Source organism: Streptomyces luteolifulvus (assembly GCF_008806595.1).
GTDB lineage: Bacteria > Actinomycetota > Actinomycetes > Streptomycetales > Streptomycetaceae > Streptomyces > Streptomyces luteolifulvus.
Genome location: NZ_VZRB01000071.1, coordinates 1 through 15,120, shown reverse-complemented (window position 1 = coordinate 15,120; position 15,120 = coordinate 1). Strand labels below are relative to the sequence as shown.

The 15,120-nt window shown below is 71.0% G+C and carries 20 protein-coding genes and 2 pseudogenes; 11 read left to right on the top strand and 11 right to left on the bottom strand.

All coding sequences use genetic code 11. The annotated features are described in order from the left end of the window. The coding region (locus F7R91_RS43595; RefSeq protein ID WP_225321119.1) for a hypothetical protein at positions 1–242 on the top strand (242 nt) is incomplete at its 5' end. Positions 243–252: 10 nt separating this feature from the next. On the opposite strand, the gene F7R91_RS40990 is transcribed toward F7R91_RS43595, so the two are convergent. Next, entirely contained in the window at positions 253–924 is a 672-nt protein-coding gene (locus tag F7R91_RS40990) for a CDP-alcohol phosphatidyltransferase family protein (protein ID WP_150958866.1), read from the bottom strand. 147 nt (positions 925–1,071) lie between these two features. Here F7R91_RS40990 and F7R91_RS40985 point away from each other — a divergent pair, with 147 nt between their 5' ends. Further along, the gene (locus F7R91_RS40985; protein WP_150958864.1) at positions 1,072–1,641 is read left to right on the top strand and encodes an SRPBCC family protein; all 570 of its coding nucleotides are present in this window, start codon (positions 1,072–1,074) and stop codon (positions 1,639–1,641) included. 356 nt (positions 1,642–1,997) lie between these two features. On the opposite strand, the gene F7R91_RS40980 is transcribed toward F7R91_RS40985, so the two are convergent. The 3 genes from F7R91_RS40980 to F7R91_RS40970 are packed head-to-tail and all read right to left on the bottom strand — an operon-like array spanning position 1,998 to position 5,066. Next, complete coding sequence (locus tag F7R91_RS40980) at positions 1,998–3,374, bottom strand: dihydrolipoyl dehydrogenase family protein (protein WP_150958862.1); 1,377 nt, start codon at positions 3,372–3,374, stop codon at positions 1,998–2,000. A 31-nt stretch (positions 3,375–3,405) separates the two neighbouring features. Further along, positions 3,406–4,104, bottom strand: coding sequence for a hypothetical protein (locus F7R91_RS40975; protein ID WP_225321118.1), 699 nt, complete (start codon positions 4,102–4,104; stop codon positions 3,406–3,408). Continuing rightward, entirely contained in the window at positions 4,101–5,066 is a 966-nt protein-coding gene (locus F7R91_RS40970) for a DUF3179 domain-containing protein (protein ID WP_225321117.1), read from the bottom strand. The genes F7R91_RS40975 and F7R91_RS40970 overlap by 4 nt, the downstream gene beginning before the upstream one ends. A 199-nt stretch (positions 5,067–5,265) precedes the next feature. On the opposite strand from F7R91_RS40970, the gene F7R91_RS40965 reads away from it, so the two are divergent. The 4 genes from F7R91_RS40965 to F7R91_RS40950 are packed head-to-tail and all read left to right on the top strand — an operon-like array spanning position 5,266 to position 8,420. After that, positions 5,266–5,715: a MauE/DoxX family redox-associated membrane protein gene (locus tag F7R91_RS40965; protein WP_150958858.1), complete on the top strand. Its 450-nt coding sequence runs from the start codon at positions 5,266–5,268 to the stop codon at positions 5,713–5,715. Positions 5,716–5,734: 19 nt separating this feature from the next. After that, entirely contained in the window at positions 5,735–6,013 is a 279-nt protein-coding gene (locus F7R91_RS40960) for a mercury transporter (protein WP_225321116.1), read from the top strand. 29 nt (positions 6,014–6,042) lie between these two features. Next, on the top strand, positions 6,043–7,617 hold the full coding sequence (locus F7R91_RS40955; RefSeq protein WP_225321115.1) for a radical SAM protein: 1,575 nt from the start codon (positions 6,043–6,045) through the stop codon (positions 7,615–7,617). Continuing rightward, complete coding sequence (locus F7R91_RS40950; RefSeq protein WP_150958852.1) at positions 7,614–8,420, top strand: class I SAM-dependent methyltransferase; 807 nt, start codon at positions 7,614–7,616, stop codon at positions 8,418–8,420. The genes F7R91_RS40955 and F7R91_RS40950 overlap by 4 nt, the downstream gene beginning before the upstream one ends. 40 nt (positions 8,421–8,460) lie before the next feature. On the opposite strand, the gene F7R91_RS40945 is transcribed toward F7R91_RS40950, so the two are convergent. The 4 genes and pseudogenes from F7R91_RS40945 to F7R91_RS40930 all read right to left on the bottom strand — a co-directional run bounded on the left by F7R91_RS40945 (position 8,461) and on the right by F7R91_RS40930 (position 9,951). Beyond that, complete coding sequence (locus F7R91_RS40945) at positions 8,461–8,670, bottom strand: hypothetical protein (RefSeq protein WP_150958850.1); 210 nt, start codon at positions 8,668–8,670, stop codon at positions 8,461–8,463. Between the two features lie 2 nt (positions 8,671–8,672). Further along, the gene (locus F7R91_RS40940; protein ID WP_150958848.1) at positions 8,673–9,065 is read right to left on the bottom strand and encodes a carboxymuconolactone decarboxylase family protein; all 393 of its coding nucleotides are present in this window, start codon (positions 9,063–9,065) and stop codon (positions 8,673–8,675) included. Positions 9,066–9,164: 99 nt separating this feature from the next. Further along, positions 9,165–9,494: a TfoX/Sxy family protein gene (locus F7R91_RS40935; RefSeq protein WP_150958846.1), complete on the bottom strand. Its 330-nt coding sequence runs from the start codon at positions 9,492–9,494 to the stop codon at positions 9,165–9,167. Between the two features lie 8 nt (positions 9,495–9,502). After that, positions 9,503–9,951, bottom strand: a pseudogene (locus F7R91_RS40930) (SRPBCC family protein). 158 nt (positions 9,952–10,109) lie between these two features. On the opposite strand from F7R91_RS40930, the gene F7R91_RS40925 reads away from it, so the two are divergent. The 4 genes from F7R91_RS40925 (at position 10,110) to F7R91_RS40910 (ending at position 13,070) form a co-directional block, all read left to right on the top strand. Further along, complete coding sequence (locus tag F7R91_RS40925) at positions 10,110–10,610, top strand: hypothetical protein (protein WP_225321114.1); 501 nt, start codon at positions 10,110–10,112, stop codon at positions 10,608–10,610. 188 nt (positions 10,611–10,798) lie between these two features. Next, positions 10,799–11,518 (top strand): Crp/Fnr family transcriptional regulator, encoded by a 720-nt coding sequence (locus F7R91_RS40920; protein WP_225321113.1) that lies wholly within the window; start codon positions 10,799–10,801, stop codon positions 11,516–11,518. Between the two features lie 90 nt (positions 11,519–11,608). Next, entirely contained in the window at positions 11,609–12,199 is a 591-nt protein-coding gene (locus tag F7R91_RS40915) for a redoxin domain-containing protein (RefSeq protein WP_150958844.1), read from the top strand. A 7-nt stretch (positions 12,200–12,206) separates the two neighbouring features. Further along, the gene (locus tag F7R91_RS40910) at positions 12,207–13,070 is read left to right on the top strand and encodes a cytochrome c biogenesis CcdA family protein (protein ID WP_150958842.1); all 864 of its coding nucleotides are present in this window, start codon (positions 12,207–12,209) and stop codon (positions 13,068–13,070) included. Between the two features lie 376 nt (positions 13,071–13,446). On the opposite strand, the gene F7R91_RS40900 is transcribed toward F7R91_RS40910, so the two are convergent. The 3 genes and pseudogenes from F7R91_RS40900 to F7R91_RS40895 form a co-directional block, all read right to left on the bottom strand. Further along, positions 13,447–13,743, bottom strand: a complete 297-nt coding sequence (locus F7R91_RS40900; RefSeq protein ID WP_150958839.1) for a hypothetical protein — start codon at positions 13,741–13,743, stop codon at positions 13,447–13,449. A gap of 34 nt (positions 13,744–13,777) precedes the next feature. After that, the gene (locus F7R91_RS42430; protein WP_191971884.1) at positions 13,778–13,942 is read right to left on the bottom strand and encodes a hypothetical protein; all 165 of its coding nucleotides are present in this window, start codon (positions 13,940–13,942) and stop codon (positions 13,778–13,780) included. Positions 13,943–14,072: 130 nt separating this feature from the next. Further along, positions 14,073–14,993: pseudogene (locus F7R91_RS40895) on the bottom strand (SulP family inorganic anion transporter); the annotation flags it as partial. On the opposite strand from F7R91_RS40895, the gene F7R91_RS43590 reads away from it, so the two are divergent. Then, the coding region (locus tag F7R91_RS43590; RefSeq protein ID WP_225321112.1) for a hypothetical protein at positions 14,905–15,120 on the top strand (216 nt) is incomplete at its 3' end. The pseudogene F7R91_RS40895 and the gene F7R91_RS43590 sit on opposite strands and share 89 nt — an antisense overlap.

The following is a 15,120-nucleotide window of genomic DNA, read 5'->3' as shown; positions in this document are numbered from 1 at the left end:
CCGAGAAGATCACCATCCGGCACCGCATCCCGATCCGCGAACACACCCAAGCCGACCACGGTCAGTCACCGGACGCCGACGCCGAGGGCGACATGCACACGGGTTATCCATTGCGTTGGAGGCGTGACCGGAGCCCCTTGAGGAGTCCCGCGTTCCCGCTCCAGCAGGGAGCCGTCGGGCATGGCGAGCGGCGCTTCGAGCCACCGCCGGACATACAACTTCACCCAGACGGCGAGCAGTGACCGAGGCGGGTCAGCGGCGGACCAGGTGCCGGAGGGCGACGACGGCCTGAAGGGCGGCGGCCGGGCGCAGCAGGACGGGGCGTGGCCGCTCGGGCATGGTGCCGCGGCGCAGGGCGAGGCCGGTGACGGTGACGACGGGCAGCGCCCAGGCGGCGATGGCCGCCGCCCGTACGGCGGGGTTGGGTTCGTGACGCAGGGTGAGCCACGTCCAGAACGCGGCGTCGGCGAAGGTGTCGGCGTAGTCGCCGAAGGGAGAGGTCGTGCCCTGATGACGGGCAAGGCGCCCGTCGGCGAGATCAAGGCCGACCGCCAGGACGCCGGAGGCGCGGCCGGTTCCGCCGGGCAGGGCGGGGAGGTTGGCGCGCAGCAGCGTCAGGATGTCTGCGGGGGCAAGGCGGGTGCGGTGTTCCAGCAGCCCCAGGTGCGAGGCGGCGAGGACCCAGCTGGCGGCCACCCAGCCCGGTCCGGGCCGCCTGCCGACCGCCAGCGTGTACAGGACGGCGTGCAGGGCGGTGAGCTCGGCCAGGGCACGGGGGCGGCGGGCGGCCTGGAGCAGCGACCGGTGCGCGGCCTGGCCGACGAAGCGCACGACAGCTTCCGGAGCGAGGCGGTCTTCTCGCAGCTCGGCCAGCAGCGCGTTCGTCGCGGCGCGGCTGTCGGCCATCGCGGATACGGGCTCCATGTTTCTGGATCCTCCACCACTCGGGGGTGGCGCTCAGGGTAGGGGCCGACGCGCCGGGAGGAAGGTGAGCGCGCTCACTGATCGGCGGACATGCCCGGCCTAGCGTCGTAGGTGAGACAGGGACGGACGCGTGGAAAGGTCGGGCCAATGGCGTGGATCGGTGCTCTCGGAGTGGTGACCGTAGCGGGCGCGGGCGCGGCGGGCGGATATCTGGGGCTGGTGACCGGGGCACTGCCGCTGGATATGGGGGTCGGGCGGCGCACACGGCCGCTGGGGCCGCAGAGTGTCGACATCGCGGCGCCGCGTGAGGTGGTGTTCGACGTCATCGCCCAGCCGTATCTGGGCAGGGCCACCCGAGCGATGCGCGAGAAGGTCATGGTGCTGGAACAGGGCAGCGACATGGTGCTCGCCGCCCATCGCACCCCGGTCGTGGGCGGGCGGCTGACGGCGACCACGGTGGAGACGGTGCGGTTCACCCGGCCGGAGCGGGTCGACTTCCGCCTGGTGCGCGGGCCCGTCCCGGCGGTCACCGAATCGTTCACCCTCACCGAGCACGAGTCCGGTACGCGGCTGGTCTACGAGGGCGAGCTCGCCACGGATCTGTGGCGGGCCGGACAGTGGTGGGGCGGCCTGCTCGCCCCCCGGTGGGAGGCGACCGTCGCGGCCTCCCTGGGCGCGGTCCGGCAAGAGGCGGAGCGGCGCTCGACTCTGAGGTGAGCGGCTCGCCGGTACCGCACGGCGGGCCGACGGACGCGGTGGAGTGCGGGCGGCGTGTCTGTTCGCACCGTGAGGGAAGGCGGCGATGAGACATGGTGGCGCGGTCGAGCGGGCTGGCTCGGCGGGCCGGGACGCAGCAGGAGTTGAGGCCGGCGCCGGGCGGCGCGCCGGCGCCTGAGGGGCTGGCCGCCTCCCGCGGTGCCCGGGGTCCGGTGCGTGTGCGTGATCGAGTGGGCGAATGGCTGACCAGGGCGCTCACGCGGGCGGTGTTCTGCTGGCTGCCTCCTCCTCACCGTTGACCGGCCGCGTGCGGGGTCGGCCGCCCCGCTGTGGTCCGTGTCCGTGCCCCTGGACGGTCAGTCGCCATGGCCGAGGTCGGCGAGGGCGTCTTCCACGGCGCGGTGGAAGGTGGGGTAGGCGAACATCATGTGCCGCAGCCGGTCGACCGGGATCTCCATCTGGATGGCCACGGCCAGGCCGTAGAGGACCTCACCGCCTGCCGGGCCGACGGAGGTGGCCCCGATCAGGACGCCGCGGTCGGCGTCCTCGACAAGCTTGATCAGGCCGTCGTTGCCGGCCTTGTGGATCCAGCCCCGTGCGGACGAGGGCACCCGCGCGGTGCCGGTGCGTGCTCGCAGGCCCTGCTCGCGGGCGGCGTGTTCGGTCAGCCCGACGGAGCCGACCTCGGGGTCGGTGAAGGTGACCCGGGGCAGGGCCCGGTAGTCCGCGTCCGGTCCGGGCCGACCGAGGATGTCGCGTACGGCGACCTCGGCCTGGTACATCGCGACATGCGTGAACAGGCCCCGCCCGGTGACGTCACCGACGCCCCAGACCCCTGCTGCGGCCCGCATCTGCCCGTCCACGGCCAGCGCGCGGGCCTGGGGGTCAAGCCCGACGCTCTCCAGGCCAAACCCGGCCAGGTGCGGTTGGCGTCCGGTGGCCACCAGCAGGTGCTGCCCGGTGATCTCCTGCCCGCCCTCCAGGGTGAGCCGGAAGGCGTCGTCCGCGTGGCGCACGCCGGTGGCCCGGGCTGCGGTGCGTACGGTGATGCCCTCCTCTTCCAGCACATCGGCCAGCAGGGCGCCGACGGTGGGTTCTTCTTCGGGGAGCAGCCGCTCCATGGCTTCAACGAGGGTGACCGCGGTGCCGAAGCGGGCGAACGCCTGCGCCAGCTCCACGCCGATGGCCCCGCCACCGAGCACGAGCAGCGAGGCCGGGGGTTCCTTCACCGAGACCGCCTGCCGGTTGGTCCAGTACGGTGTCGCTTCCAGGCCGGGGACGGGCGGGATCTGCGGCCGGCTGCCGGTGGCCACCACCACCGCGCGCCGGACATGAAACGCCTGCCCGTCGGCCTCCACGCGGCCGGGGCCGGCCAGGCGGGCCCGGCCGCGGACGAAGTGGCCGCCCTTGCGGGTGAACCGGTCGACGGCCACCTGGTCGTTCCAGTCGTCGGTGGCCTCCTCCCGGATCCGGGCCGCGACTGGTGCGAAGTCCGCAACCACCTGGGAGTCTCCGGCCATGCCGGGCACGCGCCTGGCCTCGGCGAGCAGGTTGCCGGCGCGGATCATCATCTTGCTCGGGACGCACGCCCAGTACGGGCACTCCCCGCCGACCAGTTCCGCTTCCACTCCGACCACGTCCAGCCCTTCCTCGGCCAGACGCTCGGCGGCGTGCTCACCGCCGACCCCCATGCCGATCACCACGGCATCGACTTCGTGCGGTACGTGCGCCATGAGGGACCTCCTTGAACAACCGTGCAGACGGTCACGATCCGTGCGTATCGGGGACAGCGGGGGGTGTGGGCGCCGCCACGTCGCCGGTGCGCCTCGCGCGCGTGGTGCGGGCGGCCTGGGAGGTGCCCCAGAGCAGCGTGGCGGTCAGCAGCACCAGGGTGAGCGGGTAGAACACCGGGCGCAGGGGGATGAGGACCGGCAGGAGGGCGGCGGCGGTACTCGCACCGAGCACCAGCACGAAGGCCGGTACGCAGCAGGCGAAGCCGAGCAGGAACGCCGGAAGCACGGCGAGGAGCCGGGCGTAGCGGGTGCGCCGGCAGGAGGCGGCCTGCCGGGCGGCGTGGGCGGTGACGGCGATGTTGCATCCCACCAGCGCGGCCACGACCGCGCCGAGCAGCAGGTTGACCGGGCTGACGAAGACCGCGAGGTGGCTGCTGGGGTGCCAGGAGAGGACCGGCTCGAACAGGTACGGCACCCGCGCCGTGAACAGCTGATCCGGCGCGGCCCGCACGAGTGGGGCGCCGGTGAACCGGCCTGAGCCCGATACCGCGAGGTCCCCGATGGAGAACAGGTAGACCACCAGGGTGAGGGTCGCGGCGATCAGTGCCGCCCTGCGGTAGCGGCGAACGGCGAGGGCGGCACGCACCCGCCGGGGCGTGGCAGCCATCGCGGCAACGGTGCCGTCCCAGGCATCGCCCGCCTGGGCGAATACGGCCACAAGCCTGCTCATGTCCGCACCTGGCTGTTGGGGTAGAAGGAGTACCAGGCGAACCACATGGCGTCAAGGAAGTCCGCCGGCACCCACTGCTCCCCTGCCCGCTGGAGGACGCGGGCCGTGCCCAGCTTCTCGTCCCAGCGGGCCTCCACCTGTGTGCCGCCGACGTCCGCGCGCACGATCCGGTTCGCCCTCACGAGGTCCTTGTCGATGGCCAGGCGCTGGCCGCCGACCCGTACGCCGATGACCACATGCTTGTCGTCGAAGCGGTCGCTCGTGGCAAGAACGGGGAAGAGCGGGCCGCCCTTGACGTAGTAGCCGGTGCGGTCCGGGTAGGAGCCGTAGGGGTCCCTGCCGTAGCTGCGCAGCGCGCCGGTGTCGGTGGACAGCACCTCGGTGTCGGGGTGGGCGGTCCGCCACTGCTTCCACGTGGTCCACACCAGCGGGGCGGTGGCGAGCTTCGTGCCCGTGAGCGGGCCGCTGACCGCGGTGGCGAGCAGCTGGGGCCACTCGGACCCGGTCTGCCGGTCGTACATCAGCAGATTGGAGTTGACCAGGCGACCGGTGGTGCCGAAGGTCAGGCCCTGGACGCCGGGCGGGGCGCGGAATCCGATGACCGTGCCCGTCAGCGGGCAGTAGGTGACCGCGAGCGGCTCGCCGGCCACGGTGTCGTTGACGATCTCGTGCCACACCAGGACCAGCTGCGGGTACGCCCGCACCTCTCCGCGATACTCCAGGCCGAAGACCGGATCGTCGTCGTCGAGGAAGCCGGCCTTGCTTGCCGGGACGGAGCGGGGCTTGTCGATGGAGGGGATGCCGTCCTTGCCCGGCCCGCCGGACACGGCGGCATCGGCGAGCGCCTCCAGGGACGGGTCCTGGCCCGGCTGCACGGCCGTCACCGGATCCGGGCGGTCGGCGAGGGTCTGCCAGCCGATCACGCCCCCGCTCACCAGCAGGACGACGACTCCCCCGATCACGCCCGCTCCCTTGAGTACCTGCCGGCGCGGTGGGCGGGGGGACTGCTGACCGTTCACCTGGCACCTCCCGATCCCCGGGATGCGGGCTCGCGCGGCGGCGAACACCGCCGTCATCCCTTCGATCGTGCCGGGAGCGGGGGTGGTGGTTCGGTGAGCGCGCTTACAGTTCTGGCCACGGCCGGGAGCCTACGGTCGGATCATGGTGCTGAGGATCGTGCTCGGAACGGTGTACACGGCGATGGGCGTCGCCCAGCTAGCCTCCTTCGGGCACATGGCGCGGATTCTGTCCGCGTACGGGTTGGTGACCGGCGACGCCGCGACCGTACTGGCCGTGGCGCTGATCGCCGGGGAGCTGGTGTGCGGGATCTGGTTCCTGGCCCGCCCCCGCTCCAAGGCCCTGGCACCGGTGTGGGTGTACACGGCCGTCTCGGTGGTGTGGACGGTGTTGGCCGTGCAGGCCTACGCGCGGGGCCTGACGGTGGCCAATTGCGGCTGCTTCGGGATCTACCTGGCCCAGCGGCTGAGCTGGTTCGTGCTGCTCCAGGACGCCCTGACCCTGCTGTATGCCGCGGTGCTGTTCCGCTTCGCCCGCACCGCGCCCGCTCGCGCCGGCCGGGAGGAGGTGAGGGACGGTGCCGGCATCCGGTGAGCGTTCCGGTCTCGGTGGCGTGGCTGCGGTTGTGGGCGCCGGGCTGCTCATGGTGGTGTGCTGCGCGGGCCCCCTGCTTCTGGCCGGCGGAGCACTCGGTGCGGTCGGCGGGATTCTGGCCAGCGGGTGGCTGATCACCGTCGGCGCGGTCATCCTCCTGGCCGGCACGGGCTACGCGCTGCGGTGCCGGGTCCGTCGCCGCCGGGGCGCCGGGCCGGATGACTGCTGCCCGACCGTCCCGGCCCCACCCGCGCCGCAGGCGGGCGAGACACCTGATCGTGACGACGCCGGTAAGTGAAGGCAGGTCCATTCATGGAGGAGTTCCGCGTGACCCAGGCACCCGCGCCCCGGCGCAAGACCGACCGCGACGAGGTGTTCGTGGAGTTCACCAAGTCCATCTGCCCCCTGTGCAAGACACCCATCGACGCGCAGGTCAACATCCGCAACGACAAGGTCTATCTGCATAAACGCTGCGGTGAACACGGCGAGTTCGAGGCGCTGGTCTACGGGGACGCCGAGGAGTACCTGTCCTCGGCCCGTTTCAACAAGCCCGGCACGATTCCGCTCGTCTTCCAGACCGAGGTGAAGGACGGCTGCCCCAGTGACTGTGGGCTGTGCCCGGAGCACAAGCAGCACGCCTGCCTGGGCATCATCGAGGTCAACACCGGCTGCAACCTGGACTGCCCGATCTGCTTCGCCGACTCCGGCCACCAGAGCGACGGCTACTCCATCACCCACGAGCAGTGCGCGCGGATGCTCGACGCCTTCGTGGAGTCCGAGGGGGAGGCGGAGGTGGTGATGTTCTCCGGCGGCGAGCCCACCATCCACAAGCACATCCTCGACTTCATCGACCTCGCCCAGACCCGTCCGATCAGGAACGTCAACCTCAACACCAACGGCATCCGCCTGGCCACCGACAAGAACTTCGTCGCCGAACTCGGCAAACGCAACCAGGTGCCGGGCCGGTCGGTGAACATCTACTTGCAGTTCGACGGCTTCGACGAGCGCACGCACCTGGAGATCCGGGGCCGGGACCTGCGCACGTTCAAGCAGCGGGCCATGGACAACTGCGCCGAGGCAGGGCTGACCGTCACCCTCGTCGCGGCCGTCGAGCGCGGGCTGAACGAGCACGAGCTCGGGGCGATCATCGAGTACGGCATCGACCACCCCGCGGTCCGCTCGGTGGCGTTCCAGCCGGTCACCCACTCGGGCCGGCACGTGGAGTTCGACCCGCTGAACCGGCTCACCAACCCCGACGTCATCCGCCTCATCAACACCCAACGCCCCAACTGGTTCACCAAGGGCGACTTCTTCCCCGTCCCGTGCTGCTTCCCCACCTGCCGCTCCATCACCTACCTCCTCGTCGACGGCGAACCGGGCAACCGCACCGTCGTCCCCATCCCGCGGCTGCTCAACGTCGAGGACTACCTGGACTACGTCACCAACCGGGTCATGCCCGACGCCGGGATCCGCGAGGCCCTGGAGAAACTGTGGTCGGCCTCCGCGTTCATGGGCACCGCCACGACCGAGGAAAAGCTGCGGGCCACCGCCGAGGCACTGGACTGCGCGGACGCCTGCGGCATCGACCTCCCGGAAGCGGTAAGGAACTTGACCGACAAAGCGTTCATGATCGTCGTGCAGGACTTCCAGGACCCCTACACCCTCAACGTCAAGCAGCTGATGAAGTGCTGCGTCGAGGAGATCACCCCCGACGGACGCCTCATCCCCTTCTGCGCCTACAACTCCGTCGGCTACCGCGAACAGGTCCGCGCGCAGATGTCCGGTGTCCCCGTCGCCCCGGTCGCGCCCAACGCGATGCCGCTCGCCGGCCGTCTGACGGCGACCCCGTACGGCTCGAAGACCGCCAGCAGCTCGGAGGAGGAAGGGAAGCTCTCGTCATGAACCAGCCCAGCGGCGAGGAGCTGAAGGCGTGCTGCGCCGCAGCCTACTCCTCCGACATCGTCGCCCTGCTCCTCGGCGAGTCCTACCACCCTGGCGGCACCGCCCTGACCCGCCGCCTCGCCGACGGCCTAGGCCTGACCCCGGGTGCGCGGGTCCTCGACGTCGCCTCGGGGCGCGGCACCACCGCCCTGCTGCTGGCCGACGCGTACGGCACTGAGGTCGACGGGGTGGACTACGCAGCGGCGAACACCGCACTGGCCCAGGGTGCCGCTCAGGCCGCCGGCCTCGCAGACCCGGTGCGGTTCACCACCGGAGACGCCGAGCACCTGCCGTATCCGGAGGGTGTCTTCGACGCCGTGGTGTGCGAGTGCGCCCTGTGCACCTTCCCGGACAAGGCGCGCGCGGCGGCCGAGTTCGCCCATGTCCTTCGCCCGGGCGGGCGCCTTGGCATCACCGACGTCACCATCGACCCCACCCGGCTGCCGGCCGAGCTCACCGGCCTCGGCGCCCGGATCGCCTGCATCGCCGACGCCCGTCCGTTGGAGGAGTACGCCGAGATCCTGGCCGGGGCGGGCCTGCGCACGCTGCGTACCGAGCGCCACGACCAGGCGATGTTGCGGATGATCGACCAGATCGAGGCCCGGCTGAACATACTGCGGATCACTGCAGCGGCCCGCCTCGCCGAGGCCAGCGTGGATCTCACCGCGGCTCCCGCCGTCCTGGAGGCGGCTCGCGCGGCGGTGGAGGACAACGTGTTGGGGTACGCCTTGCTGATTGCGGAAAAGGACCCTCGCAGCGTCTGATCGAAGGGCTCCTCGCGCGCCCTGGGCTGGCGGGGGTCCTTCAGGGCCCGTCTGGGGCAGGCGTGTCATGCAGACGGCGTGCCTGGGCGTCGTAGTCGCGCAGGATGTGTCTGAGCTGTTCCAGCGACTCGGCGGGGATGTCGGAGGGAGGGGACTCGGCCACGAATCGGGCGGCGGCCACGAGCGCCGCGAACTCGAAGGGGTGAGCGGTCGCGCGCAGGATGCCGGGACGGGCCCACTCCAGGTGCATGGTCAGCCCTTCGATGCCAGGTAGTCCTTGATCTGCCCGAGTTCCTTCTCGAAGTCGTCGTAGTCCTCACGGATGCCGTTGAGGTAGGCGCTCCAGCCGAGGCTGTTCTTCGCGTAGTGGACGGCTTCCTGGATCTCCTCGTCCGTGGCCCCGAACAGCTTCGCGGCCTCGGTGTGGAAGAGCGTGCAGTAACGGCACTTCGTCTCCGAGTGCAACGCGATCCCGATCAGTTCCTTGTACTTGTTCGGGATCAGGGTCTCGCCGAGTTCGATCTTCTTGAAGATCTCCCACTCGTAATCCAGCAGGTCATCGGGGATGCGGGAGAAGAAGTGGGGCACAAGGCCCAGGGTCTCCTTGATCTCCGCCTCGACCTCGCTGCGCGTGCGGCCCGCCATGGCGACCACTCCTCTCGGCCCTGCGAAACCGACACCCCTCCTTCCACGCTAGACCCGGCCGAGGGCAGCGGCGACTCCTGCCTGCGCCGCCCTTCCGCGTCATTTGGGCGGCAGGCTCGCCGCGAAGTCGTGCCCCTGGTCGATCCAGGCGACCAGGGCCTGGTCCTCGGACACGGCGGAGGAGGCCACGACCACCCAGCCGCGCATCGGGCGCCCGGTGAAGTCGAAGGGCCGCGTCCCGGGCCGCTCCAGGGCAGCCTCGGTGGCCTCGGGGCCGACCCGGACCATCAGCGCGTCCCCGATCACCCCGACCGCCATGTTGCCCTCATACAAGAACGCCAGCCCGCCGAACATCCGCTTCTCCGTGAAGCCCGGATCCGCACCCAGCCGGGCCCGGATGCGTTCCGCCAGTCCTTCGTCGAACGCCATGACCGCCCTCACCCTCCCGCTCGGCGGCTCACCTGCCGCTCAAGGTCCCGAAGATCCTTGACCAGCGACGAGCGCACCTTGCGCCCCATCACCGGTCCGGCCAGCCGGTACAGGCCAGAGGCGTCGCCGCGCACCCGGATCCGCACGAGCGTGCCGCCGTCCGGGAGCGCGTCGAAGGTGCAGGTCACGTGCATCGGCAGCGGGCCAGCAACCGAGACCATCTCCAGCAGCCTCGGGGGCTCGAACGCGGCGACCCGCAGGACGTAGTCGATCCGCTTGCCCAGGAAGTACGCCGTCCGCGTCACCTCCGCCCCGACCCCGAAACCGCCTGCCGCGTCAGCTGCGCCGTGCGGATGCCCTGGGTCCACTCGGCATCGTGGCGCCAGTCCATCGCATACGCCGCCACCTGCTCACACGGCAGCGGGATCACCCGCTCCACGCTCTCGTCGATACCCATCCGCTGCCCTCTTCCCCGGCGTCAGTTCCATGGACCCACCCGGGGCGGCCAGCGGCAAGCAGACGCCGCACGGGACTACCGGCGCGTAGGTAAGGGCGGTCACATACCTGCCCCCACCAGCCGATCTAGCGTCAGCGACGGAAGCAGGAGAACCACCGATGAATGGGACGATCACCATGACCACGGCAGCACACATCTCCTCCAAGACCGCTGCGATCCCGCTGTACGCCGTCTGGGGCGCTGCGGCCGGCCTCGTCGGCGGCGTCGGCATGGGCATCTGGATGTCGGTCTCCCGGCCCGTCATGGACACCGCGATGATCACGATGGTGGCCGGGCTGCTGGGCTCCACCAACGCCTTCGCCGGCTGGCTGATCCACCTGTCCATCGCGCTGTTCGCCGGTGCCACCTTCGGCATCGTGCTCGGCCCCCTCGCGCAGCGCCTGGCACCCGCCCTCGTCCTCGGCCTGGCCTATGGCGTGGTGTGGTGGACCCTTGGCGCGCTGTGGATCATGCCCGCCAACATGGGCATGCCGGTCTTCGAATGGAACGACGTCACCTCCTCCAGCCTCGGCGCCCACCTCGTCTTCGGCCTGCTCGCCGGAGCCACCTTCGCGTCCATCGCCCAGGCGATGGGCAAGCGCACCGGCCCGGCCCGATGAGCAGCGAGGTTCCCGCGTCAAGCCCCGCCCCCGCGGTTCCTCCGCCGGGCGCGCCGCTGCGCCGCATAGGCCCGGTGGACGGCGCGGTGCCCTACTGTCTGGCCAGCAGCGCAGAGGCGCTGGCCAGCCCGGCGTGGGGCGCCGCACCACCACCGTGGGCCCCTGGACGACGCGAGGAGACGCACACCATGACCGACGCCGCAGCCCGAGGCGAGGAAGCGGAGCGGACCTGGTGCCTGGCCGAGGTCGACATCTTCTGCGACCTGTCCGAGCAGGAGATGGAGGCCATCGCCGCCGCGGCGCCGATGAAGACCTACCACGCGGGAGAGATCCTCTACTCGCCCACCCAGCCCTCCGAGGTGCTGTTCATCCTCAAGAAGGGCCGGGTCCGCGTCTTCCGAGTCTCCGCCGACGGCCGCGCGCTGACCACCGCGATCATCTCCCCGGGCACCATCTTCGGCGAAATGGTCCTGCTCGGGCAGCACATGTACGACAACTACGCCGAAGCCCTCGACGACACCGTCGTGTGCGTGATGAGCCGTACGGACGTGAACCGGCTGCTGCTGGCCGACGCGCGGATCGCCGCCCGGATCACCGCGATCCTCGGCCGCCGCCTGGCCGACCTCGAACAGCGTCTGTCCGACAGCGTGTTCAAAACCGTCGCCCAACGTGTCGCCACCACGCTGACCACCCTGACCAGCGCCCAGCCCCCGGCAGGCCCCCTGCGGCCGGTCGGACGCCACCCGCAGATCGCCCTCACCCACGAACAGCTCGCCGCCCTCGCCGGCACCTCCCGCGAAACCTGCACAAAGGTCTTGCGCGACTACGCCGACCACGGCCTGCTCCGCCTGGCCCGCGGCCGCATCACCGTCCTCGACCCCGAACGGCTCAAGGACGCCGCAGGCTGACGTCACCAATCCGTAAGGCCCCGACCCACTGCCCGCTCAAGCCGCCACGAACTACGCTCGCCACCGGTCCCAACCTCACAGGAGTTCTCCTTGCATGCCCGCACCCTCCTCCCGGCCGTCCTCGCTGCCGCCCTTCTCACGTTGACCGCATGCGGCTCGGGCGACGGCTCCGCGTCCGCCGACGACGCGGGGACCTCCCCCTCGAAGGCGTCTTCCCCCGCTCAGTCGCCTGCCAGCTCCCACGACAGCGGCAGCGGGTCACAGGGTGTGAAGGTCCCCGAGGCGCTGAACTTCTCCGCAACCACCGTGGACGGCAAGCCGTTCGACGCGAAGACCCTCGCAGGCAAGCCCACCGTGCTGTGGTTCTGGGCACCCTGGTGCCCCACGTGCAAGGGCCAGGCCGCCGCGACGGCCAAGGTCGCCGCCGACCAGCAGGGCAAGGCGAACGTCGTCGGCGTCGCGGGCCTGGACAAGAGCGCCGCCATGCGAGCCTTCGTCTCCGACACCGGCACCAGCTCCTTCCCCCACCTGTCCGACGAGAAGGGCGAGGTGTGGAAGCGGTTCGAGATCACCCAGCAGAGCTCCTACGTGATCCTTGACCAGACCGGAAAGACCGTTTACGAGGGCGTGCTCCCCGGCGGCAAGGGGCTGGCGGACAAGGTCGCCGCCCTCACCGGCTGAACGCGCCATGAGTGACCTGCCCCTCGCCCTCGCGCTCGGCGCCGGAATACTCGCCGCCGTCAATCCGTGTGGTTTCGCCCTGCTGCCCGCCTACCTCTCGCTGCTCGTCCTGGGCGACGACAGCCCCAGCCGCACCGTCGCCGTCGGCCGGGCGCTCACCGCCACCGCCGCGATGACCATCGGCTTCGCCGCCTTCTTCGGCGTCTTCGGACTCCTCATCCAGCCCGCCGCCGGCCAGGTCCAGCAGCACCTGCCCTGGTTCACCATCGCCTTCGGCCTGCTCATCACCACGGCCGGAGCATGGCTCCTCGCTGGCCGCCAACTGCCCACCCTGGCCCCGAAACTCCGCCGCGCCCCCGCCGTCACGCGCTCCGTGCCCTCGATGGCACTGTTCGGCATGGCGTATGCCACCGCCTCCCTCGGCTGTACCATCGCCCCGTTCCTCGCCATCGTCGTCTCCGCCTTCCGCAGCGGCTCCACCACGGAAGGCATCGTCCTGTTCACGGCCTACGCCGCAGGGATGGGCCTGATCGTCGGGGCCGCCTCCCTGACCGTCGCCCTCACCCGCACCACCGCCGTCACCCGGCTACGCCGCCTCGGCGCGATCGCCCCCCGGCTCGGCGGCGGTCTGCTCCTCCTGGTCGGCGCCTACGTCGCCTACTACGGCTGGTACGAGATCCGCGCCCTGCGCAACCCCACCACCACCGACCCCGTCATCGACACGGCGGCCGGCATCCAGCGAACCGTTGCCGACACCCTGGACACCGCGGGACCCGCCGCGATCGCCGTACTCTTCGCGCTCCTGCTGCTCGCCACACTTGTCATCCGGCGCCGCAAGCGCACGAGCGGGCACGCCGACTTCCAACCATGATCAAAGGCCCCGGGACACGAGGAGGATCTCCTCCCTCCCTGCCGCAGAGGCCATGTCGGCGACCCTCATGCCGGACGTGCTGGGAAAACCAGATCCAGTCGCCTCTGACCGGTCCGGCTCCTCCCATCTCGGCTCCGGCTGCCGGACCGTCATGCGGGTGGCAGGCGCATTGACCGACTCCGGCGGTACGCACGCCACCGGCGGCGCAGCCAGTCGCCGGCGTCTCCCACCGCGACCAGCAGCACCGCCGATGCCGCGCACCGCGCAAGGTCCGTGGGCTGGCCTGCGGCCCGGCTCCCCAGCCACAGCAACAACGTGAGCCCACCCCACCACAGGACGACCGAGGCGATTGCGCGCCGACGGCGCGTTGCCCCGCTCACGCGGTGGTCCTCAAGGCCCGGTGCGCCGCGATGGCCGCAACCAACAATCCGGTGACGGCTAGGACTACGGCGACGGCGGTCGCGGCCATGATGAGCCCGGGTGAGGCGCCGGCCAGCCGCGGGACGGCGTTGAGCGGCGCGGCCATGTAGAGGGCCAGCAGGGCCCACCCGCGCGGGCGCATCGGGGCGAGCCGGGAGTGCAGGCGTTGCGGCACGCGCCCGGTGATCATGGCCAGCGCGGCCGGGAGCAGGGTGAGGGAGCAGACGGCAAGGCCGGTCCAGTGCCAGATCACGGGCGTCGCGGTCTTCCTGTGCGGTAGGAGCGGTTCAGCGGTGGGTGGCGGCGGTCATGACGATGCCGGTAGTCAGGGCGGCAAGCCCGGTCACCAGGATAGGGGAGCCGGGGCCGGGCAGGACGTACATGGCCGCCCCTGACAGGGACAGCACCGCTCCTGCGGTCGCCAGGATGGTCCCGATGCGGTGTTCGGACACGCTGTTTCTTCCCTTCGGTCGGGTGGGCTCGAGCGGTGGTCAGGGGCGGCGGGTGCCGTTAGGGTCCCGAGACTGCCATCGGCCTCCCGCCGTGGGGCAGGAGGCCGGTGACTGCTGGACTCGGTGGCGGTCAGTGGCTGGCGGCGAGTTCGCCGCTGAGCTTGCCATGCAGGTAGGCACTGGGGTCGTTCAGACCGGTGATCTCCACGGTCTTGCCGCGCTGGGCGTACTTGGTCTCGATCGCGTCGAGGGCGGCCACGGAGGAGGCGTCCCAGATGTGTGCGGCAGACAGGTCGATGACGACCTTGTCCGGATCGCCCGCGTAGTCGAACTGGCCCACCAAGTCGTTGGAGGAGGCGAAGAACAGCTCGCCGGTCACCCGGTACACGACCGTGCTGCTGTCGGGGTCGACCACGGCGGTGACCTCGGCGAAGTGGGCGACGCGCTTGGCGAAGACGACCATGGCGGTGATGGAGCCGACGACGACGCCGACGGCGAGGTTGTGGGTGGCCACGACACACGCGACGGTGATCACCATGACGGCGATCTCGCCGGCGGGCATCCGCTTGAGGGTCTTGGGGGCGATGGAGTGCCAGTCGAAGGTCGCGAACGACACCATGATCATGACCGCTACGAGGGCGGCCATGGGGATGTCGGAGACGACCGGGCCGAAGGCGATGCACAGCACCATCAGGAACGCGCCGGCCAGGAAGGTCGAGACGCGGGTGCGGGCGCCGAAGACCTTCACGTTGATCATCGTCTGGCCGATCATGGCGCAGCCGCCCATAGCGCCGAAGAAGCCGGTGACGATGTTGGCGATGCCCTGGCCGACCGACTCGCGGGTCTTGTTGGAGTGCGTGTCGGTGATGTCGTCCACCAGCTTGGCCGTCATCAGGGACTCCATCAGGCCGACCAGCGCCATCGCGAAGGCGTAGGGGGCGATCGTCGTCACCGTGTCCAGCGTGAACGGCACGTCCGGCAGGCCCGGTACCGGCAGCGAGGACGGCAGCGCGCCCTTGTCCCCGACGGTCGGGACCGCGATGGCCGCGCCGGGCCAGTACGCGCACGGCCGCGTAGGACCCGGCGAAACCGATCCCGGCGATGATCACAGCGCCGGCCACGACCACGCCGATCAGGATCCGGTGCGCCCGAGTCAGCCGGGGTATCGCGCCGCTGCC

Excerpts from the sequence above, each read along its gene's own strand:
- F7R91_RS40920 (WP_225321113.1), top strand. The coding sequence starts at position 10,799 with ATGACCGACGCCGCAGCCCGAGGCGAGGAAGCGGAGCGGACCTGGTGC.
- F7R91_RS40975 (WP_225321118.1), bottom strand. The coding sequence starts at position 4,104 with ATGAGCAGGCTTGTGGCCGTATTCGCCCAGGCGGGCGATGCCTGGGAC.
- F7R91_RS40950 (WP_150958852.1), top strand. The coding sequence starts at position 7,614 with ATGAACCAGCCCAGCGGCGAGGAGCTGAAGGCGTGCTGCGCCGCAGCC.
- F7R91_RS40985 (WP_150958864.1), top strand. The coding sequence starts at position 1,072 with ATGGCGTGGATCGGTGCTCTCGGAGTGGTGACCGTAGCGGGCGCGGGC.
- F7R91_RS40990 (WP_150958866.1), bottom strand. The coding sequence starts at position 924 with ATGGAGCCCGTATCCGCGATGGCCGACAGCCGCGCCGCGACGAACGCG.
- F7R91_RS40980 (WP_150958862.1), bottom strand. The coding sequence starts at position 3,374 with ATGGCGCACGTACCGCACGAAGTCGATGCCGTGGTGATCGGCATGGGG.
- F7R91_RS40940 (WP_150958848.1), bottom strand. The coding sequence starts at position 9,065 with ATGGCGGGCCGCACGCGCAGCGAGGTCGAGGCGGAGATCAAGGAGACC.
- F7R91_RS40935 (WP_150958846.1), bottom strand. The coding sequence starts at position 9,494 with ATGGCGTTCGACGAAGGACTGGCGGAACGCATCCGGGCCCGGCTGGGT.
- F7R91_RS40945 (WP_150958850.1), bottom strand. The coding sequence starts at position 8,670 with ATGCACCTGGAGTGGGCCCGTCCCGGCATCCTGCGCGCGACCGCTCAC.
- F7R91_RS40925 (WP_225321114.1), top strand. The coding sequence starts at position 10,110 with ATGAATGGGACGATCACCATGACCACGGCAGCACACATCTCCTCCAAG.
- F7R91_RS40910 (WP_150958842.1), top strand. The coding sequence starts at position 12,207 with ATGAGTGACCTGCCCCTCGCCCTCGCGCTCGGCGCCGGAATACTCGCC.
- F7R91_RS40965 (WP_150958858.1), top strand. The coding sequence starts at position 5,266 with ATGGTGCTGAGGATCGTGCTCGGAACGGTGTACACGGCGATGGGCGTC.